Below are 23,671 nucleotides of genomic sequence, written 5' to 3' on the forward strand. Positions count from 1 at the left end.
AAGGGAAGATGGTGCGGTATCAAGATTGATGACGCGCATCCGGAATATCGGATACGCGTAGGAGATCGGGCTTAGTGCGGCACTTAGGCTACCTGAACGGGGATAGCGCGAGCTTGGCGTTTCAGATTATTGTGTTCATCGAAGTAGGCGACCATCGGCTTATGCCGACGAGCTTCTTCATCGCTGACTTGCACATAAGCGCAGATGATCAGCAAATCACCGACACTGGCTTTGTGCGCTGCCGCGCCGTTGACCGAGATAATTTTCGAGCCGCGTTCGGCGGCAATCGCGTACGTTGAGAAACGCTCACCATTGGTCACGTTGTACAGATCAATGGCTTCATATTCTAAAATTCCGGCCGCCTCCAGAAAATCCACATCGATGGCGCAGGAGCCTTCATAATGCAGATCGGCTTGGGTTACGGTGACCCGGTGAAGTTTGCCGCGCAGCATGGTTCGTTGCATAACTTTCAATCCTTTGTACGACTGACTCGCTGTACTGAATTTGTTGAAGTACAGGTGACGGCAGCATTTGCCAGCCCCTGTACCGCACTGTACGAGACGGCAAAGGGCGCGGTATCGTACAGCTTTTAACCAGCACACTATTCCCTAATCAGGGGTGAATGTCTACTACCATATTGTCGATCAGGCGCGCTTTGCCTAGCCATGCCGCCATCAGTAATACGGCCTGTTGGCTAGTCGCATCCAGCGGTTGCAAGCTGTGTGCATCGCGGATAAAGAGCTCATCGGCGCGTAATCCGGCTGCGGCCAGCGCTTCTTTGCCGTCCGCGATGATTTGCTCACTGGCCATTGGCTGTTGTTGCAGTGCGCTGGCCATCTGTTGCATCACGCGATACAAGGCGGGTGCTTGTGCTCGCTCTTCAGCGCTCAGGTAGCCATTGCGTGAGCTTAAGGCCAGACCATCGGCCGCACGCACAGTCGGCACACCGACAATCTCAATATCAAAGGCCAGATCAGCCACCATTTGCCGGATCAGCGCCAGCTGTTGGTAATCTTTTTGTCCGAAGCAGGCCACATCCGGTTGCACTAAGTGGAACAGGGTGCTGACGACGGTTGCGACACCGCGAAAGTGTCCCGGACGGCAAGCGCCTTCCAGAATGCTGGAAATGGCCGGGACATCGACAATCGCCTGATTGTGCATTCCGCGTGGGTAAATGGCATTGGCATCGGGGGTAAACACCGCGTGAACCCCAACCGCGCGCAGTTTGGCGCAGTCTTGCTCGAGGGTGCGTGGGTAGTTGGCCAGATCGCTGGCATTATCAAATTGCAGCGGATTGACGAAGATGCTGGCAATCACCACATCGGCGCGCGCTGCCGCTTCGCGCATCAAGGTCAGGTGACCGTCGTGCAAGTTGCCCATGGTCGGAACGAAGGCAATGCGCTGGCCGCTACTTTTTAGGCGGCGAATTTCACGACGTAAAATCAGGGGCGTTTCAATGATCAGCATGCTGTACTCCTTCACCTCGGGGAGCGGCGTGAAACCTGATGCTCCCCGAAGCCTATGCGTGTTAAGCCCGATGTGTCCGAACGGGGATATCTTAGTTGAAGGTGTGTTCGGCGGCAGGGAATAAACTTTGCTCGACTTCACTGACGTACTGGCGGATCGCTTGGCGGATATCACCGGTTTCAGCCAGATAGTTTTTCGAGAATTTCGGCATGTAGTTGGCGGAAATCCCCAGTGCATCGTGCATCACCAGAATTTGGCCGTCGGTACTGACACCGGCTCCGATCCCAATCACCGGAATGAGCAAACGGCGGGTGATCTCTTCGGCTAAGGCGGCCGGAACGCACTCCAGTACCAGCATTTGGGCTCCGGCTTGTTGCAAGGTTAATGCATCGTGCAGGATTTGCTCGGCAGCTTCGGCATTGCGCCCTTGCACCTTGTAGCCACCGATCAGGTTGACCGATTGTGGGGTGAGGCCTAAATGGGCACAAACCGGTACAGCGCGCTCGGTCAACATCCGAATGGTGTCACTTAACCAGCTACCACCTTCCAGTTTGACCATGTTAGCGCCGGCTTGCATCAGGCGAGCGGCATTGTGACAGGCTTGTTCGGGGGTGGCATAACTCATGAAAGGCATGTCGGCCAGCAGCAGACACTCTGGCGCGCCGCGCCGTACGCAGCGGGTGTGGTAGGCAATCTCATCAACGGTGACCGGCAGGGTGTCGTCCTGTCCTTGCAGCACCATACCGAGTGAATCGCCGACCAGCATCACGGGGACGCCTTGCTCGGTGAACAGTTTGGCAAAGCTGGCATCATAAGCGGTAATGGAAGCGAACTTGCGCCCTTCCTGCTTCCACTGACGCAGGTGGGTGAGTGTGATCTTACTCATGCAGACCCTTCTTCTGTTGTGTGAACATCATTGTTCAAGTTTCTCATGCGCATGTGTATGGGCATGGGGTTGACGCTGGCGGCGTCAAATTAGGCGTTCTGCCAGCGCTCCAGATTATTCCTTGCCACCTGACTGACCCAGTGTTGCAGCGTGCTGCCATCCGGCAACACCAACGCGGGGGCGATTTCCGCCAACGGATAGAGCACAAATTCACGTGTGCGCATGCCGTAATGGGGAATGATCAAGTTGGGGTGATCTATCTGCTGATCACCGTACAGTAAAATATCTAGATCCAAGGTACGCGGGCCCCAACGTTCGGCTTTGCGTACCCTGCCTTGTTGTAACTCAATTTGCTGCGTGGCGTCCAGCAGCGCCAGTGGCGTCAGCGTGGTATCCAGCGCCGCCACGGCATTGATGTAATCCGGCTGATCTTGCGGTCCCATCGGTTTGCTGCGATACAGCCCAGAGACCGCTACCAGACGACTGTCTGGTAGCGCAGCTAACGCGCGGATCGCCGCGCGCGCTTGTTGCACCGGCTCGACTAAATTACTGCCGATCGCGATGTAGGTACGGATCATTCGGCGGCCTTTTTCGCGGCCGGACGACGGCGACGGAAATGCGGACGACGTGGACGACGCGGTTTATCGCTGCTGTTACCGCCTTCACGGCCCAGATCGCGCATCAGATCATTGCGCTGATCACCGTTGCTGGCTTGGAAATCGGCCCACCACTGCACCAACGTTTGCAATTCGCGACCTTCTAGGCCGGCGCGCAGCTCCAGCAAATCAAAACCGGCGCGGAATTTCGGATGCTCCAGCAAGCGCAGCGCTTTTTTACCCTGACGGCGTGGCAGACGCAGTTGCAGCATCCAGATATCACGGATCAAGGTGGTCAACCGGCGCGGAATGGCCAGTGTTTTGCACTGCTCATCCAAAATGTCATTCATGGCCAGCATGAAGGCATCGTAGTAAGTCAGGCCGCTTTCGTGCGCAATTTCGTGCGCGCGCTCAGCCAGTGGGTACCACAGCATGGTCGCGAATAAGAAGGCAGGGTTAACTCGTTTACCTTCTTGAATGCGCACATCGGTATTGTGCAGCACGCGCTCCAGCATTCGCTCTAGCTGGCTGTCTTCGTGCTGGGTGAAACCGGCGGCGATGGTCGGGAACAGTTGCTGGAACAGGTTGTATTGGCGCAGCAATTTGTAGGTTTGCAGGCCATAACCGGCTTGCAGCAGCTTGAGGGATTCTTCAAACAGGCGTGCCGGCGGAATGCTGTGCAGCAGGTAGGCCAATTCTGGAATCGGATCGGCTGTTTCTGGGGTCAGCGTCATCTCGAGTTTGACCGCAAAGCGGATCGCGCGCAGCATTCGCACCGGATCTTCGCGATAGCGAGTTTGCGGATCGCCAATCAAGCGCAGGACGCGATTGTGCAAATCTTCCACGCCGTTGGCGTAGTCGCGAATACTGAAATCGGCGATGTTGTAGTACAGACCATTGACGGTGAAGTCGCGGCGCTGCGCATCTTCATCAATGTTGCCGTACACGTTGTCGCGCAGCAGCATGCCGCCATCGGATTGGGTGGATTGCTGCGGTTGCAGATCGTCTTCCGCTTCTTCGTGGCTATGATGGCCGCGGAAGGTCGCCACTTCGATCACCTCTTCGCCAAACAGCACGTGAGCCAGCCGGAAACGGCGGCCAACCAGTCGGCAGTTTCGGAACAGGCGACGGACTTGTTCAGGGGTGGCATTGGTGGAAACGTCAAAATCCTTTGGATGTTTGCCGAGCAGCAGATCGCGCACCCCGCCGCCAACCAGATAGGCTTCATAACCGGCTTTATGCAGGCGATACAATACCTTCAGTGCGTTTTCACTGATGTCTTTGCGGGAGATTCCGTGGTGCTCGCGCGGAATAATGATAGGACCTGTCTGGGTGGCTGGGGTCTCAGCCGTCGGAGTGTCTGACTGTCCGAGCACTTTACGACAGAAATTGGCTACGCGTGTAAAAATGGTACACCTCACAAGGGTTATACCGCGCACCGGATCGGCTCCACGCTCTGGTGGGAGCAACTGATCTCTCCGTGCTGCGGCAACGCAAAAAACCGTACAGGCCGCGATCATGGCGGCTACGGTCAGTAATTGTGGCTAATAATAACGCAGCCCCCGCCAATTGAGAATGGCGGAGAGCGCGGCTTTTACCGCACCGGTCGAGATGACGAGGCGAAATGGCCACGATTTAGGTCTTTTCTGGCGCTCTTTTTAGGGATGCAGTGGTGGGATCTCGCTATGGCGACGCGGAATGCGCTGCAAATCCCAATGCGTGATAGCCCATTGTAGCAGCTCATCGATGCTGCCTTGCTGCCAATCCGTCGGCACGACTTGACCTAAAAATTGCAGCGCCCGCACCAGATGCGGCAAAGGATTCGCTGGGTCGATAGCGGTCGCGTGGTTTTGCTTGGACAGCTTGCTGCCATCGGCATTGACCACTAACGGCAGATGCAGAAAATCTGGCACCGGCGCGTTTAAACGCTGATACAGGGCGATTTGGCGCACCGTTGGCTCCAGTAAATCGGCGCCGCGCACAATTTCGGTCATGCCTTGGTGAATATCATCAATCACCACCGCCAGATTATAGGCGAATAGCCCATCGCGGCGGCGGATAATAAAGTCCTCTTCGGCCAGTGCGCTGGGCACGCGAACCTCACCAAAGAGCTGGTCGGTAAACCGGTACACCGGTTGGTGCTGGTAGAGACGTAGTGCCGCATCCTTGGCGTCATAACCTAAATGACGGCAGTGGCCGTTGTAGCCGTCACCCATCGCTTGGCGTTGCTGGCGTGAGCAGCGACAGTAATAGGCATCCCCTTGCTGCAGTAGGGTATCGATCACCGCTTGATAGGCGGCATGGCGCTGCGATTGGTAGACAATCGGACCATCCCAATACAGGTGATAGGCTTCGAGGGTGCGGATAATGCGCTCACTGGCGCCAGCGACTTCGCGCGGGGGATCGATATCTTCGATACGCAGCTGCCACACTCCTTGGCGGTGGCGGGCCTGTAAAAAGCTGCCGAGGGCGGCAACTAAAGAGCCGAAATGCAGATCACCGGACGGCGACGGAGCAAAGCGGCCGACATAACGCAGTTCATTCATGGTGGTCGTGATGACAGATAAGGCAGTCGGTATGCGCATTATCCTAATACAATTCTGCGCGGCTGAGTATGGCGGATGGTCGCTAGCATGGCGCTATAATGGCACTGATCGCAATAAAGACTACGCGCAAATAAAGACAGCGCAATAAAAGACAAAAGGGAGCCTTGGCTCCCTTCTGGTTTGGCGTATTGACGGTAATTAACCGGCCATCTGCTTTTCGCGGATCTCAGCCAGTGTCTTACAGTCGATGCACAGATCAGCGGTCGGACGAGCTTCAAGGCGGCGGATCCCGATTTCAACGCCGCAGGACTCGCAGAAACCGAAATCATCTTCTTCGATCTTCAGCAGAGTCTTCTCGATCTTCTTGATCAGCTTACGCTCACGATCACGGTTACGCAGTTCCAGGCTGAACTCTTCTTCCTGTGCCGCCCGGTCAACCGGGTCTGGGAAGTTAGCTGCTTCATCCTGCATATGGGTAACTGTGCGATCGACCTCAACCCTGAGCTGATTACGCCATGCCTCAAGAATCTTTCTGAAATGCGCAAGCTGAGCGTCATTCATGTACTCCTCGCCTGGTTTTTCCTGGTAAGGATCGACACCGGCGATGGCAAGAATGCCCAGAGACGATTTCCTGATTTGGCCTTCTGGCATGCTGCTTCTCCTAAATTCGCGCTACCCACCCCCTGTGGGGGGTAAAAATTAGGCCGCTATAAATAGCAGAAGGATACCGGTATGGCAATTCTTCGCATCCATGCTGTGAAGATAAGCGCAATTTACCGGCTCATTCCGCCCACGATAGCGGCGTATTAAGCACCATGCCTTGCGCCGAGAGGGTTGCTTGATAGCAAATCACCTCGACGCCCTGCTGTACTGCCGCGGTCAACATCCGAGCATAATCCGGGTCAATATGCCGGGCAGCACGTACCTGTGTGATCCCGCTGTGCAAGACGGCGAAGAACAGCACAGCCCGTTTTCCCTGTTGAGCCATTTGCGTCAGTTCGCGAAGGTGCTTTTGTCCGCGAACCGTAACGGCATCGGGAAAGTATCCACACTGTTGTTGCAGTAAGGTGACAGACTTCACTTCAATATAGCAGTCAGCGCGTTTTGGATCGCTTAGCAGCAGATCTATTCTGCTGTTTTCCTCACCGTAACGCACTTCCCGTGCAATTTGTGTATAGCCCGCCAGCTCCGAAATACGATTGGCGCGCAAGGCTTCTTCCACCAAGGCGTTGGCGCGCAGTGTATTTACGCAGATCCAGTCGCCCGCGGCGGTTTCGGTGAGCTCCCAGCTATGCCGGTATTTACGCTTCGGATTTTCGGAGGCGGAGTACCATACCCGATCTCCGGGCGTTGCGCACCCTGTCATTGCACCGGTATTGGCGCAATGCAACGTCATTGTGTTTCCGTCCGGCATTTCAATGTCAGCCAGAAAGCGTTTGTAACGGCGAATTAAGCGGCCGCATTCCAAAGGAGGATCAAACTGCATGGGGAGCTCCCAATGACCAGCGTTGCAGTTCCGTATAACGGCTACCACGCGGTGTAAGTTCTGAACAGTACAGGGAAAAATGGCTAAAGCTGACTGACCAGCCCGGAGTTTGTGACGGCAGGATCAGCGGATGATGGGCGCGTCGAAACAAGGTGATATGTGGGCTAAACGGGGTCGCCGGTTGCGGCAAACCGCAGCGTACCGCGGCGGCGCGCAGTGCCGAGGCCAGCGCCAATAGCGGCCGTGGGCTATACCGAGGGCCGAGCCAGATAATGCCGGCTTTCGGCCACTGACCGAGATTATCCAGCGTCAGACTAAAGGGCTGGTTTTGCAGCCGCTCGGCAATGCGGCACACACTATCGCGCTGCGCCGGTCGGGTATCGCCGAGAAAGGCCAGCGTCAGATGCAGCTGGGTGGCCGGCGTTGGGCGCGCCGGACGCTGAACATCAAAGGTCTGGTTGCGCCAATGCACAATATTGCGCGCCAACGTCGGCTGCAGGGTCAACGTAAAGAAAAGGCGCTGGGTGCTGCTCACGGGCATCTCTTTATATAACAAAATAGTCTCGGTTGACGGTCATTTCAGGTTATTTACGCGCAGGTCTACCTGTCTCGCATTTTGCGCATCAGAGTACAGGTTGCAAGGGGTTTGCTACAATGCGCCGGCCTGATTTTTACGACGACAGCTTGGCTTTGTGTGTTGAGCTGGTTTGCCTTGTGTATGAGTTATGACCATGACTGCTCCTGATTTACCGATCTGCGCTGTGATCCCTGACGTACTGGCTGCATTGCAGCAGCATCCGGCGGTATTGCTTAGCGCGCCGCCTGGCGCGGGCAAGTCGACCTATTTGCCGCTGACGCTGCTGGAGCAGCCGTGGCTGAGCGGAACGATTTTACTGCTGGAGCCACGCCGCTTAGCTGCGCGCAGTATCGCCGAGCGTTTGAGCAGTCAGCTCGGTGAGCGCTGCGGGCAAACCGTGGGCTACCGGATGCGTGCCGAAGCCAAGGTTAGCGCCGCGACACGCTTGGAAGTGGTGACAGAAGGCGTATTAACTCGCCGCTTGCAGCAAGACCCCGAGTTGAACGGGGTGAGCCTGATTATTTTTGATGAATTTCATGAGCGCAGTGTGCAAGCCGAGCTGGCGTTGGCCTTGGCGCTGGATGTGCAAGAAGGGCTGCGCGATGACCTACGCCTGCTGGTGATGTCGGCCACCTTAGATGATCAGGGGCTGCGTAATTTGTTGCCTGATGCGCCGTTGGTCAGCTCAGCGGGGCGCGCCCATCCGGTCACGGTGTTGCATCAACCTTATCCGCCGCATCAAGCGCTGGAAGAGGCGGTTAGTCAGGCGGTGTGTCAGCTGTTAGCGCAGGAATCGGGCTCGGCGTTGGTGTTTTTACCCGGCATGGGCGAGATAGAGCGCGTCAGTCGCCGTCTCGAGGGGCGCTTGCCGCCGGATACGCAGGTGTGTCCGCTGTATGGCGCGCTCACCTTGGCCGAGCAGCAACGGGCAATTGCGCCCGCGCCCAGTGGGCAGCGCAAAGTGGTGCTGGCGACCAATTTGGCAGAAACCAGTTTGACCATTGAAGGAGTACGTTTGGTGATCGACAGCGGCACCGAGCGACTGGCCAGTTTTGACCCGCGTAGCGGTCTGACCCGTTTGCAAACCACGCGAATCGCCAAGGCATCGATGACCCAGCGCGCAGGGCGTGCAGGGCGTACCGAACCGGGCGTGTGTCTGCGCCTGTACAGCAGCGAACAAGCCGAACGCGCCACCGAATTTACGCCGCCAGAGCTGTGCCGCAGCGATTTAAGCGCCATTTGGCTGGAATTGCTGCAGTGGGGCTGCAGCTCATGGCAGTCGCTACGCTTTATTGATTACCCTCCGGTGGCCCATCAGGCGGCCGCAGAAACCTTGCTGCGCCGTTTACAGGCCACCGATGAGTCAGGGCGCCTCACCGCCCGTGGCCGCGAGCTGGCGGCGTTAGGCTGCGCTCCCCGCCACGGGGTGCTGCTGCTCAGCGGTCGGGAGCGCGGCGAAGCGGCATTAGCGGCGCGTTTGGTGGCGCTATTGGAAGAGCCGCCGCGCACTCAAGTGACGCCCGATCCGGATCGCCTCACTGCGCGTCAGCGCCAGCGCGCCGACACGCTGTTGGGGCGCTTAACGCCGAATGCGGTGCGCGCTACCGAAAAAAATGCGTACAGCGCACCCGATCTGATTGCCGAGCTGTTGGCTAGCGCGTATCCGGATCGCATTGGCGTGGCGCGCAGTCATGATGGCCGTTTTCAGTTATCTGGCGGTAACGGCGCTTTTATTGAGGCCGACAGTCCACTGGCCGCTCAGCGCGCACTGGTCGCCCCAAATCTGATTTTGGGCGCATCGAGTCGTGAGGCGCGGATCTTGCTCGCTTGGCCGGTTAGCTCATTGGAGGCACTGGCGGCGCAATTGCCTCAGTTGGTCAGTGAGCAGATGGCGCTGGAGTGGGATGAGGCGCGCGGTACCTTGCGCGCTTTGCGCCGTCGCCGTTTAGGGGCGCTGACCTTGAGCGAGCAGCCGATGAGCGCGCCTGAGCCGGCGCAAATGCGCCAAGCACTGCTGGATTGGGTCGCCGAGCAAGGCTTAGCGGTGCTGAATTGGGATGAATCTGCGGTGCAGTTACGTGCGCGCTTACAGTGCGCCGCACGCTGGCTACCGGAGCTGCCGTGGCCGTCGGTGGAGGATGAGGCGCTGCTCGCCTCCCTAGATAGCTGGTTAGGGCCACAGCTTGAGGGCGTGCGTGATGTGCGCGGTTTACGCCAGTTGGATCTGAGCGCAGCGCTGAATAATCTGCTCGATTGGCAGCAACGCCAGCGTTTAGAGCAACTGCTGCCGGTGTGTTATACCGTGCCGACCGGCTCACGCATCGCGATCCGCTATGCGCCGGATGCCGATCCGGTACTGGCGGTGCGTCTGCAAGAGGTGTTTGGCGAGTCGGCATCCCCGCGTATTGCTGATGGCCGTGTGTCGTTGGTGTTGGAGTTATTGTCACCCGCGCGTCGCCCGCTGCAGATCACCCGCGATCTGCAGGCTTTCTGGCAAGGCGCGTATAAAGAAGTACAAAAAGAGATGAAGGGGCGTTATCCCAAGCATGTGTGGCCGGACGATCCGGCCAATACCCAAGCTACTCGTGCCACGAAACGGCACTGGCAGGGCTAATAAGGGCGCGGCTGGGGAAGGCGAGCGTGTGCAAGCAAGGAAGGCGACCTTCACGCTTTCAGTACGCTGCCTTAGCAAGGGCGCATGTATGCTGTGACCTCGTCCTCTGCATGGGGTGAAAGAGCGAGCACTGCAGCCTGATTCAACGTTATAATCGCGCCTTTTAATGCCATTAGTCGTTAATGGCTGTATCGGTGTGACACCGCATTTGTTCAGGTCGCGTTTGCGGGCCTGTTAGAGATGACTCGTGCAAGCAGGAGAAACCGGCAGGGATCATGCGTTACGACGACCAGGATGAAGATCGTGCTCCGATTGGACGCCGCCAGAAACCGGCGCGCAATAACCGCGCTCCGGCACGGCGTTCGCCCGCACATAACCGGAAGAATGAACAGGATGATGATGAGTGGTATGACGATCCTGACCGCGACTTGCCCGATGATGAGCAGGACGAGGAGGCGTATGACGACGACTATGACGACGATCATGATGAGCTTGCCGATGATGATGCGGAGGAGCAACTGATGGCGCGTCGTCCGTCGTGGAAACGGCGCTTGTTGAGCCTTGGGCTGAAGCTGGCGCTGGTCGGGATTGCGGTGATGGCGCTGTGGGGCATCTATCTGGATGGCAAAATTCGCGATCGGATGGATGGTCAGGTGTGGCAGCTACCGGCCTCGGTGTATAGCCGGATCATCAACTTGCAACCGGGTGAGCCGTATTCGCTCAAGATGATGAGCGAAGCGCTGGAGGGGATGCAATACCGTCCGGTGAATGCGTTGCGCCGTCCTGGTGACATGGTGGTGGGTAAGAGCAGCATCGATATTTTCCGTCGTCCGTTTGATTTTCCGGATGGCCCTGAGCCGCAGATGCGCCTGCGTTTGAGCTTTACCAATAATCAATTGGTGAGCATGCGCGATCTGGACAGCAATGAGCAGATGCAAATGCTGCGGATCGATCCGAAGCTGATCGCCATGTTGCAGTCACCGCATAACGAGCAGCGTCTGTTTACGCCGCGCGAAGGCTTCCCTGATTTGCTCATCGAAACCTTGCTGTTAACCGAAGATCGCGACTTTTATCAGCACGATGGCATCAATCCACTCGCCATTGGCCGCGCGATTTGGGTCAACTTGCTGGCCGGTCGCACCGTGCAGGGCGGCAGTACCATTACCCAGCAGCTGGCGAAAAACCTGTTTTTGACCAATCAGCGCTCGTTAATCCGTAAGGCGCGTGAAGCCTATATGGCGGTGCTGATTGACTATCGCTACAGCAAAGAGCGCATTCTGGAAACCTACCTGAATGAAGTCTATCTGGGGCAAAACGGCAACGATCAAATTCACGGATTTGCGCTGGCTAGTCTGTTCTATTTTGGTCGGCCGGTGAATGAACTGACCACCGATCAGCAGGCGCTGTTGGTGGGGATGGTCAAAGGGCCGTCCTATTACAACCCGTGGCGTTATCCTGAGCGCGCCATTGAGCGCCGCAATGTGGTGCTGAAAGTGATGCAGGAGCAGCAGGTCATTGACCAAGAGCTGTATGATCTGTTGAGTAAGCGCCCGCTGGGTATCCAAGCGCGTGGGGTGGTGACGGCTAGCCAGCCGGCGTATATGCAGGTGATGCGCCAAGAGCTGCGTCAGGCGCTCGGCGATAAGTCAGAGAAACTCTCTGGCATGCGCATTTTCACCACGCTAGATCCGGCAGTGCAAAACGCGGCAGAAAAAGCGGTACAAGACGGCATTCCAGCGCTGCTTAGTCAGCGTCATCTGAAGCAGCTGGAAACAGCCATGGTGGTTACTGACCGCTACAGCGGGGAGATCCGCGCCATGATTGGCGGCGCGCAAACCCGCTATGCTGGCTTTAACCGTGCTTTACAGGCGCGGCGTCCGATTGGCTCGTTGATCAAGCCACCGGTGTACATGACCGCGCTGACCATGCCAGATCGCTTCCGTTTAAATACGCCGCTGTCGGACAACCCGTTGTCGATGCGTATGCCAAATGGCCAGCTGTGGCAGCCGAAAAACTACGATCGTAAATACCGTGGCTCAGTCACTTTGCTGACGGCGCTCAGTAACTCCCTCAACGTGCCAACGGTGAACCTAGGCATGCAAGTGGGCTTAGATACTATCGCCACTGAGTTGACCAAGATGGGCATCGATAATCAGTACATCCCGCGTTTACCGGCGATGTTGCTGGGGGCTATCAGCTTAACGCCGATGGAAGTGACTCAGATGTACCAGACACTGGCCAGTGGCGGTCAGTATGTGCCGATGTCGACCTTGCGGACCGTGCTGGATGAGAACGGTCAGCCGCTGTACGAAAGCCTGCCGCAGGCGCAAAGCGTAGTGCCAACACAGGCTGCCGATTTGGCGCTGTATGGTATGCAGCAGGTGGTGGCGTCCGGTACTGCGCGCTCACTGAATAAGAGCTTTAACGCCGGATTGGCCGGTAAAACCGGTACTACCAATGAGCTGCGTGACAGCTGGTATGTTGGGGTAGATGGTAAGAACGTGGTGACGGTGTGGGTTGGCCGAGATGATAACGGCGAAGCTAAGCTCACCGGTGCTAATGGTGCCTTGACCTTGTATCGCCGCTATCTGGAAGCGTTGCCGCCAATGCCACTGGTGCTGAAAATGCCACCGGGGATCGCGTGGATTGGCGTGACACCATCCGGTCAGTTCGATTGCGGCGCACCGCAAAAACTGCCGGTGTGGACAAGCGATCCGGATCAGTTCTGTGCGCCACCGAATCCGGTGGATCAAATGGGAAGCTGGCTGCAGAACGTGTTGGGCTTGTAAGCCGAACGTAACAAAGGCAGTTGACTGCCCGCGGTAAAAAAAGCCCCGTCATCGACGGGGCTTTTTATTGCTATGGCGAAACTATGTCGAAACCACTTTGTTCGAAACGACTTTGAAACCGCCAGCGTTTTAGCTTCGGCGGGTGTCACTTCAGTCTTGCAGACGCGCAAAGCAGCGCTCGGCGGCGGCCACGGTGGCATCGATATCCGCTTCGCTGTGTGCCAGCGACATAAAGCCGGCTTCAAAGGCCGATGGTGCCAGATACTGGCCTTCATCCAGCATCAGGTGGAAGAAGCGCTTGAAGCGTTCGGCATCACAGGCAACCACCTCTTGATAGCAGGTGACCTGCGGCGCATCGGTGAAGAACAGGCCAAACATGCCGCCAACCTGATTCACCACCAGACCGATATTCTGGCGCTTAGCCGCAGCGCGCAGACCATCGGCCAGACGCTCGGTCAGGGCGGTCAAACGTGCTGATTGGCCAGATTCTGCCAGTGTAGTCAGGCAGGCATAACCGGCGGCCATCGCAATTGGGTTACCGGACAGCGTACCGGCCTGATACACCGGACCGGTTGGCGCGATGTGCGCCATGACATCACGACGGCCACCAAAGGCACCGACCGGCATGCCGCCGCCGATGATCTTGCCCAGACAGGTCAGATCCGGCGTCACGCCATAGTGCGCCTGCGCGCCGCCGAGGGCGACACGAAAACCGGTCATCACCTCGTCAATAATCAGCAATGCACCATACTGATCACACAGGCGACGCAGCCCCGGCAGGAAATCCGGTTGTGGCGGGATACAGTTCATGTTGCCGGCTACCGGCTCGACGATGATACAGGCGATGTCATTCGGATACGCACGGAACGCTTCTTCGACGGAGCTCAGATCGTTATAGGTGCAGGTCAGAGTGTGTTTGGCAAAATCTGCCGGTACACCCGGTGAGTTAGGCTGGCCCAGTGTCAGTGCGCCGGAGCCGGCTTTCACCAGCAGGGAGTCGGCATGACCGTGATAGCAGCCTTCGAACTTAATTATTTTGTCACGATTTGTGAAACCGCGCGCTAAGCGGATAGCACTCATGGTAGCCTCTGTGCCTGAGCTGACCATGCGGATCATTTCCATGGACGGCACCAGTCGGGTCACCAGTTCGGCCATTACCACTTCCATTTCGGTCGGTGCGCCGAAGCTTAATCCGCGTTCAGCGGCTTCAATCACCGCCTGACGGATAGCAGGATGGTTATGTCCCAGCACCATCGGCCCCCAAGAGCCGACGTAGTCAGTGTACTGTTTGCCATCCACATCAAACAGATACGCGCCATCAGCGCGGGCAATAAACAGCGGGCTGCCGCCGACACCATTGAAGGCGCGGACCGGTGAGTTGACGCCGCCGGGGATGGTTTTTTGCGCTTGGGCAAACAAGGTTGCAGATTTGGTCATACGGCTATCCTGAATGTCTGTGACCGCACCGTGTCTATGATCTGGGCCCGTTCCGCGTTGCTGAGCCGGCCAGCTTGGTGGCCACCGCACTTGGTGAGCACAATCGTCTGTGATGACACAGAGACAGGTGCATAAAACAGCTATAGTAATCGAAATGTAAGTACGCAGCGATCTGCCTGACAGACGGCTGCGGTGTTGTGAATTCTCTTCATATTAAGCGAATTAGGATCGTTTGTTCTATGAGTGCTTCAAGTAACGAGACGTCATCTGCAGCGGAGAGCACAAATCAGCCCGCTGCGCAGCAGCCTTCCACGCCTCTTTCCTCTGCCGGTCACGGCGGGTTAATTCGTCGTCTGGCCGAGCAGGATAAAACCCCGGTATTGGTGCTGATCCTGTGTGCCTTGGTCGGCCTGTTGGCCGGCGGGGTTGGGGTCGCTTTCGATCGGATGGTGAGCCGAGTCAAATTTGAGCGGGTCGATGCGCTGACCTTTATGGCCGATTATCAGGTGTTGGTGTGGATCGGGGTCTTTTTACTGTCGGCTCTGCTGGCGGCCTTCGGTTATTTCCTGGTGCATCGCTTTGCGCCAGAAGCGGCTGGCTCCGGTATTCAAGAAATTGAAGGGGCGATGGATGGCCTGCGTCCGGTACGCTGGTGGCGGGTATTGCCGGTCAAATTCTTCGGTGGCCTCGGCACCCTCGGCTCTGGGATGGTGCTGGGTCGTGAAGGCCCGACCGTGCAGATGGGCGGCGCGGTCGCGCAGATGATTGCCGATCTGTTCCGTCTCGGTAAAAATCCCGAGATTCGCAATACTTTGCTGGCGGCCGGTGCTGCGGGCGGTTTGACCGCCGCGTTTAACGCCCCGCTGGCTGGCGTACTGTTTGTGATTGAAGAGATGCGCCCGCAGTTTCGTTACAGCCTGATCTCGATTAAAGGCATTTTCCTTAGCGTCATCATGGCCTGTTTGATGGTGCGCTTTTTCACCGGTCAGGTACCGGAGTTGCCGGTCGGCTCGCTCGGGTTTGCACCGCTCAACTCCCTGTGGCTGTATCTGGTTCTTGGCATGCTGTTTGGCGTGTTTGGCGTGCTGTTCAACCGCATGGTGTTCTGGAGCCAAGATAGATTCGCAGCCTTGCACGGCGGCCAGCGCAAGAAGTTTGTGCTGATTGGTGCGGTGATTGGGGGAACCTGTGGTCTGTTGGCACTGCTGGTACCGGAAGTGTCAGGGGATGGCATGTCACTGGTGCTGATTGCAGCTAAGGGTAACTTCACCATCACCGCCTTGCTGCTGATTTTCTTTGCACGGGTGATCACCACCTTAATGTGCTTCTGCTCTGGCGCGCCGGGCGGTATTTTTGCCCCAAGTCTGGCTATCGGCACCTTGTTTGGTACCGCGTTCGGTACGCTGGCCACAATGTTGTTCCCGCAATATAACTTGGAGATTGCCACTTTCTCGATTGCAGGGATGGGCGCACTGTTTGCCGCTACCGTGCGGGCACCACTGACGGGGCTGGTATTGGTGCTGGAGATGACCGAAAACTACCAGTTAATTTTACCGATGCTGATCACCGTGCTGGGTGCCACACTGTTAGCACAAGCATTGGGTGGTCGTCCGCTGTATACTGTGCTTTTGGAGCGCACCTTGCAAAAGCAGGCGCAGCAACAAGCTGCCGCTGCCCAAGCTGCGGCGTCCCCAAGCCAGTCCGTTTGATACAGACAATCGGTCGGGGCTATCCACCGGGCAGAGCGTTCAATACTTGAACGATTTAGTCAGGTATTGGATAATAGCCCCGCTTCTGATTGCGGAGACCAAAGAATGAGCGAAGTACCGGCGTTGCCGTTGGAATTTACTGATGCCGCGGCAAACAAAGTGAAGGCACTGATTGCCGAGGAAGAAAACCCGAACCTGAAACTGCGGGTGTATATCACCGGTGGTGGTTGCAGCGGTTTCCAGTATGGTTTTACCTTTGATGAAACCGTGAATGACGGCGACATGCTGATCGAAAAAAGCGGTGTGGCGCTGGTGGTTGACCCAATGAGCCTGCAATATCTGGTCGGTGGTGAAGTTGATTATACCGAAGGCCTAGAAGGTTCGCGCTTCGTGGTGCAAAACCCGAATGCCAAGAGCACCTGCGGTTGCGGCTCCTCATTCAGTATCTAAGTGACCCACTGAATCTCTGATGTCCCCGCCGCTGGCGGGGATTTTTTTGCCTGCGGTTCACATCTTGTCTGCAGCTTGTTTACACCCGATGCCGGTGTAAACCTGCGGCGGCAGAATAATCGGCAAGATTGCGGCCTAAGCGGTTTGCCTTGCCGATTGAATCCAGTAGTATGGCAAATTCATGATTAATATTTTCGCGTATCTAGGAGAGCGCAATGGTGCGTATTGAAGAAGCACTGGCGGTAATTAAACGCGGTGTGGAAGACCTGTTGCCGGAAGATGAACTCATCGCCAAATTAAAAGAAGGGCGTCCGCTGCGTGTAAAACTGGGTGCTGACCCGACTGCGCCGGATATCCATCTGGGTCACACCGTGATCCTGACCAAGCTGCGTCAGTTCCAGGACTTGGGCCATGAGGTTATTTTCCTGATTGGTGACTTTACCGGTATGGTGGGGGATCCGTCAGGTAAAAATACCACCCGTCCGCCACTGACCAAAGAGCAGGTCATGGCTAACGCCGAGACCTATAAAGAGCAGGTGTTCAAAGTTCTGGACCCCGCCAAGACTCGTATCGAATTTAACTCCAGCTGGTTGGGCGAGATGGGTGCCGAAGGCATGATCCGTTTGGCTTCTCGTCAGACAGTGGCGCGGATGCTGGAGCGTGACGACTTTAAAAAGCGTTTCCATGATCACCAGTCCATCGCTATTCACGAGTTCATGTACCCGCTGCTGCAAGGCTATGACTCAGTCGCGCTGGAAGCAGACGTTGAGCTGGGCGGTACTGACCAGCGTTTCAACCTGCTGATGGGCCGTGAGCTGCAAAAAGAGTACGGACAAAAGCCGCAAATCGTCATCACCATGCCACTGCTGGTGGGTCTGGACGGCGAGAAGAAGATGTCCAAGTCGGCGCACAACTACATCGGGATCAGCGAAGCACCGTCCGAAATGTTCGGTAAAGTGATGTCTATCTCTGATGATCTGATGTGGGATTGGTATGTGCTGCTCTCTTTCCGCCCACTGGCTGAAATCGACGATTTCAAAGCCCGCGTAGCGGCAGGCACACTGAACCCGCGTGATGTGAAAGTGTGGCTGGCCAAAGAGATCATTGCCCGTTTCCACTCACAAGCGGATGCGGATGCGGCGGAGCAAGAGTTCATCAATCGCTTCCAAAAAGGCGCGATGCCAGATGAAATGCCAGAGCTGACGCTGGATGCCGGTAGCGAAGGCATTGCCATTGCGAACCTGCTGAAAGACGCCGATTTGGTGGCCTCAACTTCCGAAGCGCTGCGCATGATCAAGCAAGGTGGCGTGAAGATTGATGGCGAGAAAGTCGACGATGCCAAGCTGACCCTGAGCGCAGGCAGCACTGCCGTGTATCAGGTGGGTAAGCGTAAGTTTGCGCGCGTGACGCTCAAATAAGCTTGCTATTGGCGTTGGTGCTGTTGAGGTGCGGCTCTTTGTTGCGGATGCCGAAACAGCACAAATAGAACGACGCCGATAAAGACGTTGATAAAGAAAAAGCCCGTCAATGACGGGCTTTTTTATTGCTTTGCGTGACGCGACTGACGATGTTATTCGTCGAGGAAGCTACGCAGCACTTCCGAGCGGCTCGGATGGCGCAGTTTGCGCAGTGCCTTGGCTTCAATCTGACGGATACGTTCACGCGTTACGTCAAACTGCTTACCTACCTCTTCCAGCGTGTGGTCGGTGTTCATATCGATACCGAAACGCATACGCAGCACTTTGGCTTCACGCGCCGTCAGACCTTCCAGCACATCGCGAGTGGCGTTGCGCAGGCTTTCTGAGGTGGCAGAATCCAATGGCAGCTCGAGGGTAGTATCCTCGATGAAATCACCCAGATGCGAATCTTCATCATCCCCGATTGGGGTTTCCATGGAGATTGGCTCTTTGGCAATCTTCAGCACTTTGCGGATCTTGTCTTCTGGCATCATCATGCGCTCAGCCAGCTCTTCTGGGCTCGGCTCACGACCCATCTCTTGCAGCATCTGCCGTGAAATACGGTTCAGCTTGTTGATGGTTTCGATCATGTGCACCGGAATACGGATGGTGCGCGCCTGATCCGCGATAGAGCGGGTGATAGCCTGACGGATCCACCAAGTCGCATAGGTCGAGAACTTATAACCACGGCGGTATTCAAACTTATCCACCGCTTTCATCAGACCGATGTTACCTTCTTGGATCAGATCCAAGAACTGCAGGCCGCGGTTGGTGTATTTCTTGGCAATCGAAATAACCAGACGCAGGTTCGCTTCAACCATCTCTTTCTTGGCACGGCGTGCTTTCGCTTCACCGATAGACATCCGACGGTTGATATCTTTTACCTGCTCGATAGTCAGACCGGTTTCTTCTTCGATCTGACGCATCTTTTGCAGGCAACGCTGCACTTCTTCATTAACTTCACTTAAACGCATTGACCACGGTTTACCGGCGGCCAGTGCTTTTTCCATCCACTGTGGATTGGTTTCATTACCCGAGAACAAAGTGACGAAGTTTTTCTTCGGCATTTTGCACTGTTCCACACACAGTTTCATGATGATGCGTTCCTGAGTACGGACACGCTCCATCATGGAACGCATTGCGTTTACCAGATGGTCAAATTGCTTTGGAACCAGACGGAACTGCTTGAAGACTTCAGACAGCTTCTGAATCTCTTCATTGGTAACCGGATGGTTACGACCGTTGGCTTTGATCGCTAAACGGGTAACTTCATACTGATCGCGCAGTTCAGTGAACTTCTCGCGCGCCAGCTCCGGATCGATGGTGCCGTCGTCGTCGGAAGAATCATCACTCTCTTCTTCCTCTTCGTCGTCATCCAGATCCTCATCCGCCAGATGCTCTTCAGACAGCTCAGAGCCGACGTGGGTCGCCGTAGGTGCCATATCTTCTTCGGCATTCGGGTCGACAAAGCCGGTGATCAGGTCAGACAAACGGGAGGTGCCCGCTTCGACGCGATCATATTGCTCCAGAAGATAGGTAATCGCTTCTGGATACTCTGCAACAGAGCACTGTACTTGGTTGATACCGTCTTCAATACGTTTGGCGATATCGATCTCACCCTCACGGGTAAGCAGTTCTACGGTGCCCATTTCGCGCATGTACATGCGCACCGGGTCCGTGGTTCGTCCGATCTCAGATTCCACGCTGGACAGCACTTGCGCAGCGGCTTCTGCTGCGTCGTCATCCGCGAGGTTTTCTGCCAGCATCAGGTCATCGGCATCGGGTGCTTCTTCCAGCACCTGAATACCCATGTCGTTGATCATCTGGATAATGTCTTCGATTTGATCGGAGTCGACCATATCTTCCGGCAGGTGGTCATTGACCTCGGCATAGGTCAGGTAGCCTTGCTCTTTACCCTTGGTAACAAGAAGCTTAAGCTGCGACTGCGGGTTTTGCTCCATAAGACGATATCCACACTTCAAGGTCTGAAAGAAGAAACTAGTACGCTGCGGCGTAAACCGCCAAGTATAACAGTTGGGCGTTTTTTCTACTAGCTACTAGCCATTGCCCGGTTTGGCTGTAGTGATTAGCAGGGCAAGTTCCCTGCGCTCGTCGGCACTTAAGCCGTGTGTTCGGTCTTTTGCGATCAGCTGGTTCATACGTTGCTCCACTAATTGGCTGTAGAGGTGATCCAGCGTGTTCAAAAATTCGTCGGCCACATTCTCATCAGTGATCATGTGGTTCCACATGGCCAACATTTCAAGTTGTTGACCTTCTTTTGTTCCGCGCCAATGTTCTAATAACTGGCCAGTGGTGAGCCCAGGCTGCGCCTGACAGGCTTGTACCAGCCGAATAAACAGCGGTAAGCCGGGAATATCCAGCTGCTCTAACCCGGCTAGCGAAGGCACTTGGCCGGCCAGCGCTGGGTTTTGCACCAGTAAACCAATCAATACGCGCATCGGTGTACGTTTAATCTGTGGGGCTGGGGTTGCTCGCTCTTGCTGCGCTTTGGGCAGCAACCGCTCTAACTGGTTTTCATCCAAAATGCCGAGCTTTTGGCCCAGAATATTGCGCAGATACAAGCGCAAGGTATCGCCGGGCACTTTATCAATCAGCGGAATGGCCAGTGTGCTGAGTTTGGCTTTCCCGTCACGGCTGCTCAAGTCCACTTGTTGCAGCAGGGTTTCAAATAAAAACTCAGACAGCGGCAGCGCGTGTCCGATACGCTGTTCGAAGGCCTGTTTGCCTTCCTGACGAACCAGTGTATCAGGATCTTCCCCGTCCGGCAGGAACATAAATTTGAGCTGCTTGCCATCATTAAGGAAAGGCAGGGCAGTTTCCAGAGCTCGCCATGCCGCATCACGACCGGCATTATCTCCATCATAGCAGCAGATAACGTTATCGGTACTGCGCAGCAATAATTGAATATGTTCTGCTGTGGTGGAGGTGCCAAGTGAGGCGACGGCGTAGTTAATATCAAACTGCGCCAGCGCCACCACATCCATATACCCTTCGACCACCAATAAGTGATCTGGTTTCGGATTGGTTTGCTGCGCTTCATAAAGGCCATACAGTTCGCGACCTTTATGGAAAATCACCGTTTCAGGTGAGTTGAGGTATTTCGGTGTGCCATTGCCGATGATGCGGCCACCAAACCCGATGACGCGCCCACGCCGGTCACGGATGGGAAACATCACCCGCTCGCGAAAGCGGTCATAGGTGCGTTGGCTCTCTTCATTGTGAACCAAGAGACCCGCATCCGACAACATTTGTTGTTGCGTCGGATTGTTGCCACCAAAACGGCGCAACACGTTATCCCAGCCATCTGGCGCAAAGCCGATGCCGAAGCGATGAATCACTTCGGCCGACAGGCCGCGTTGGGTCAGGTATTGCTGGGCTTTGGCCGATTTCGGCTGTACCAGTTGTTCACGGTAATAGGCCGCCACTTGCCCCATTAATTCATGCAGGCTGCGGCGCTCTTTACGATCTTGCGTCGGTTGACTATGGCTACCGGTTTCGCGCGGGATTTCTAATCCGTGCTGACTGGCGAGCTCTTCTACCGCTTCCACAAATTCCAGACGATCAAAGTCCATCAGAAATCCGATGGCGTTGCCATGCGCGCCACAACCGAAGCAGTGATAAAACTGTTTTTCGGCACTGACGGTAAACGATGGCGTTTTCTCGTTATGGAACGGACAGCAGGCATGGTAGTTCTTACCCTGCTTTTTGAGTTTCACACGGGCATCAACCAGATCGACAATGTCAGTCCGGGCCAGGAGATCATCAATAAATGCGCGGGGGATTTGACCTGCCATGACACCTCATGATTGGTTAGTCAGACGAAGCAAGTTCATAAACGAGCAAAAGCCGCGCGTTCCTTGCGGAATGCACGGCCTGTGCTGTAACAGAAGTCTGTTAGCGGCTGTCTGTCCGGAGAAAACTCCGCGCGAACGGCAGGAACTGCAGCAGACAGCTGGTTGTCAGTGAGAAATTCGCCTCTGATAAATCAGTACCGAACTCCGCTGACGTGCCCGAAGGCGGTGTACTGAAACGTGAGTTTCAGCACACAAAAGCATCAGTACAGACGAGTGCGGCGTGCGTTTTCACGAGCCAGCTTCTTCGCGTGACGCTTAACAGCAGATGCTTTAGCGCGCTTACGCTCAGTAGTTGGTTTTTCGTAGAACTCGCGACGGCGAACTTCAGACAGGATACCTGCCTTTTCGCATGAACGCTTGAAACGACGCAGAGCTACGTCGAACGGCTCGTTTTCACGTACTTTGATTACCGGCATATGCCTCTCACCTCAAAGGAAATTGGGTTAATCTGCTGACTATCAATTCGCCAGCTTGACTAAAAATGGTGCGGAATTTTAATCCGAAGATATAGGGATTGTAAAGCGCTACCGTGTTCTGCTGGCGTGATTTTAGTGTGCAGGATAACATATCAGGCTTTCCACGTCAGCCTGAGGCCACTTATGCGCATTCTAGGAATTGAAACCTCCTGTGACGAGACCGGTGTTGCAATTTACGACGACAATGCCGGGCTGTTGGCTAACCAATTGTATAGCCAGATAAAATTACATGCTGATTACGGCGGGGTGGTTCCGGAGCTGGCCTCACGCGATCACGTAAAAAAAACCGTTCCCCTGATTCAAGCCGCACTGAAAGAGGCCGGACTGACGCCGAGTGATATTGATGGCGTCGCTTACACCGCCGGTCCTGGGCTGGTCGGCGCGCTGTTAGTGGGCGCGACCGTCGGCCGCTCGTTGGCCATGGCGTGGGGCGTTCCGGCTGTGGCGGTACACCACATGGAAGGCCATCTGCTGGCGCCGATGCTGGAAGACAATCCGCCACCGTTCCCGTTCGTGGCACTGCTGGTTTCCGGTGGTCACACCCAGCTGATCCGTGTTGATGGCGTTGGCCGGTATCAGCTTTTAGGCGAGTCGATTGACGATGCTGCCGGGGAAGCGTTTGATAAAACGGCCAAATTGATGGGACTGGATTATCCGGGCGGTCCGCTGTTGGCCAAGCTGGCTGAGCAGGGCACGCTGGGACGTTTTGTGTTCCCACGCCCGATGACCGATCGTCCGGGGTTGGATTTTAGTTTTTCTGGTCTGAAAACTTTCGCCGCGAATACCATCCACAAAGAGGGCAACGATCCGCAAACCCGCGCCGATATTGCCCATGCGTTCCAACAAGCGGTGGTGGATACTTTGGCGATTAAGTGCCGACGCGCGCTGAAAGAGACCGGATTTAAACGTCTGGTGATTGCCGGTGGCGTGAGCGCCAACCAAGAGCTGCGCCGTCAGCTGGCGGAGATGATGCAGAGCATCGGTGGTGAGGTGTATTACCCGCGTACCGCGTTTTGTACCGATAACGGTGCCATGATTGCTTATGCCGGTATGCTGCGCTTGAAAAACAAAGAGTTTCAGGACTTGTCAGTCTCCGCGCGTCCGCGCTGGCCGATGAATGAGTTAAAGCCGTTAACCGAGTGATCGACGCGTTGGGCATCAATCAGTCACTGGCTTTATTTTATCGCAAATGTCGGCATGTTCGTGGTCGTTAAACGACGATATGCCGATGTTCGCGACAGCGGACCAATGTGCATTTCATGCGTATTGGTGCGTAATTAGCCGCGAGACGGATGGCCAACGTGGC

General features: G+C 55.8%; 19 protein-coding genes. 6 read left to right on the plus strand and 13 right to left on the minus strand.

Going from position 1 to position 23,671, the window contains the following annotated elements:
- Positions 1 to 83: 83 nt before the first annotated feature.
- The 9 genes from panD to thpR all read right to left on the minus strand — a co-directional run bounded on the left by panD (position 84) and on the right by thpR (position 7,516).
- Positions 84 to 464 carry an aspartate 1-decarboxylase gene (gene panD / locus L975_RS11450; RefSeq protein ID WP_010862571.1) on the minus strand — a complete coding sequence of 127 codons (381 nt, stop codon included), beginning with the start codon at positions 462 to 464 and terminating at the stop codon, positions 84 to 86.
- Positions 465 to 612: 148 nt separating this feature from the next.
- A complete protein-coding gene (panC, locus tag L975_RS11455) occupies positions 613 to 1,467 on the minus strand; it encodes a pantoate--beta-alanine ligase (RefSeq protein ID WP_047708745.1) in 855 nt (284 codons plus the stop codon).
- A gap of 91 nt (positions 1,468 to 1,558) precedes the next feature.
- Positions 1,559 to 2,353, minus strand: coding sequence for a 3-methyl-2-oxobutanoate hydroxymethyltransferase (gene panB, locus L975_RS11460; RefSeq protein ID WP_010862569.1), 795 nt, complete (start codon positions 2,351 to 2,353; stop codon positions 1,559 to 1,561).
- Between the two features lie 89 nt (positions 2,354 to 2,442).
- Positions 2,443 to 2,931 carry a 2-amino-4-hydroxy-6-hydroxymethyldihydropteridine diphosphokinase gene (folK, locus tag L975_RS11465; RefSeq protein WP_047708746.1) on the minus strand — a complete coding sequence of 163 codons (489 nt, stop codon included), beginning with the start codon at positions 2,929 to 2,931 and terminating at the stop codon, positions 2,443 to 2,445.
- Entirely contained in the window at positions 2,928 to 4,358 is a 1,431-nt protein-coding gene (pcnB, locus tag L975_RS11470; RefSeq protein WP_218185595.1) for a polynucleotide adenylyltransferase PcnB, read from the minus strand. The genes folK and pcnB overlap by 4 nt, the downstream gene beginning before the upstream one ends.
- 249 nt (positions 4,359 to 4,607) lie before the next feature.
- A complete protein-coding gene (gene gluQRS, locus L975_RS11475) occupies positions 4,608 to 5,495 on the minus strand; it encodes a tRNA glutamyl-Q(34) synthetase GluQRS (protein WP_047708748.1) in 888 nt (295 codons plus the stop codon).
- Positions 5,496 to 5,693: 198 nt separating this feature from the next.
- Positions 5,694 to 6,146: an RNA polymerase-binding protein DksA gene (gene dksA / locus L975_RS11480; protein ID WP_010862565.1), complete on the minus strand. Its 453-nt coding sequence runs from the start codon at positions 6,144 to 6,146 to the stop codon at positions 5,694 to 5,696.
- Between the two features lie 130 nt (positions 6,147 to 6,276).
- On the minus strand, positions 6,277 to 6,981 hold the full coding sequence (gene sfsA, locus L975_RS11485) for a DNA/RNA nuclease SfsA (RefSeq protein WP_039045935.1): 705 nt from the start codon (positions 6,979 to 6,981) through the stop codon (positions 6,277 to 6,279).
- Positions 6,971 to 7,516, minus strand: coding sequence for an RNA 2',3'-cyclic phosphodiesterase (gene thpR, locus L975_RS11490; RefSeq protein WP_052181433.1), 546 nt, complete (start codon positions 7,514 to 7,516; stop codon positions 6,971 to 6,973). Before thpR ends, sfsA begins: the two co-directional genes overlap by 11 nt.
- A gap of 196 nt (positions 7,517 to 7,712) precedes the next feature.
- Between thpR and hrpB the strand changes: the two genes are divergently transcribed.
- Entirely contained in the window at positions 7,713 to 10,172 is a 2,460-nt protein-coding gene (gene hrpB / locus L975_RS11495) for an ATP-dependent helicase HrpB (RefSeq protein WP_047708750.1), read from the plus strand.
- A 275-nt stretch (positions 10,173 to 10,447) separates the two neighbouring features.
- Entirely contained in the window at positions 10,448 to 12,961 is a 2,514-nt protein-coding gene (gene mrcB / locus L975_RS11500) for a bifunctional glycosyl transferase/transpeptidase (protein ID WP_052181434.1), read from the plus strand.
- Positions 12,962 to 13,111: 150 nt separating this feature from the next.
- Here the strand turns inward: mrcB and hemL are convergent, their stop codons facing one another.
- Complete coding sequence (gene hemL, locus L975_RS11505; protein ID WP_047708752.1) at positions 13,112 to 14,398, minus strand: glutamate-1-semialdehyde 2,1-aminomutase; 1,287 nt, start codon at positions 14,396 to 14,398, stop codon at positions 13,112 to 13,114.
- Between the two features lie 239 nt (positions 14,399 to 14,637).
- Between hemL and clcA the strand changes: the two genes are divergently transcribed.
- The 3 genes from clcA to tyrS all read left to right on the plus strand — a co-directional run bounded on the left by clcA (position 14,638) and on the right by tyrS (position 17,975).
- Positions 14,638 to 16,107 (plus strand): H(+)/Cl(-) exchange transporter ClcA, encoded by a 1,470-nt coding sequence (gene clcA / locus L975_RS11510; protein WP_052181435.1) that lies wholly within the window; start codon positions 14,638 to 14,640, stop codon positions 16,105 to 16,107.
- Positions 16,108 to 16,212: 105 nt separating this feature from the next.
- A complete protein-coding gene (gene erpA, locus L975_RS11515; protein ID WP_010862558.1) occupies positions 16,213 to 16,557 on the plus strand; it encodes an iron-sulfur cluster insertion protein ErpA in 345 nt (114 codons plus the stop codon).
- A gap of 215 nt (positions 16,558 to 16,772) precedes the next feature.
- Positions 16,773 to 17,975 (plus strand): tyrosine--tRNA ligase, encoded by a 1,203-nt coding sequence (gene tyrS / locus L975_RS11520; protein ID WP_010862557.1) that lies wholly within the window; start codon positions 16,773 to 16,775, stop codon positions 17,973 to 17,975.
- 152 nt (positions 17,976 to 18,127) lie between these two features.
- Here the strand turns inward: tyrS and rpoD are convergent, their stop codons facing one another.
- The 3 genes from rpoD to rpsU form a co-directional block, all read right to left on the minus strand.
- Complete coding sequence (rpoD, locus tag L975_RS11525) at positions 18,128 to 19,975, minus strand: RNA polymerase sigma factor RpoD (RefSeq protein ID WP_010862556.1); 1,848 nt, start codon at positions 19,973 to 19,975, stop codon at positions 18,128 to 18,130.
- A gap of 96 nt (positions 19,976 to 20,071) precedes the next feature.
- A complete protein-coding gene (gene dnaG / locus L975_RS11530) occupies positions 20,072 to 21,829 on the minus strand; it encodes a DNA primase (protein ID WP_047708754.1) in 1,758 nt (585 codons plus the stop codon).
- Positions 21,830 to 22,089: 260 nt separating this feature from the next.
- Positions 22,090 to 22,305: a 30S ribosomal protein S21 gene (gene rpsU, locus L975_RS11535; protein WP_010862554.1), complete on the minus strand. Its 216-nt coding sequence runs from the start codon at positions 22,303 to 22,305 to the stop codon at positions 22,090 to 22,092.
- Between the two features lie 183 nt (positions 22,306 to 22,488).
- Between rpsU and tsaD the strand changes: the two genes are divergently transcribed.
- Positions 22,489 to 23,508 carry a tRNA (adenosine(37)-N6)-threonylcarbamoyltransferase complex transferase subunit TsaD gene (tsaD, locus tag L975_RS11540; RefSeq protein WP_047708756.1) on the plus strand — a complete coding sequence of 340 codons (1,020 nt, stop codon included), beginning with the start codon at positions 22,489 to 22,491 and terminating at the stop codon, positions 23,506 to 23,508.
- The last annotated feature ends 163 nt before the right edge of the window (positions 23,509 to 23,671 follow it).

The sequence above is a fragment of the Plesiomonas sp. ZOR0011 genome (assembly GCF_000800945.1).
Lineage (GTDB): Bacteria > Pseudomonadota > Gammaproteobacteria > Enterobacterales > CAMTGL01 > Plesiomonas > Plesiomonas shigelloides.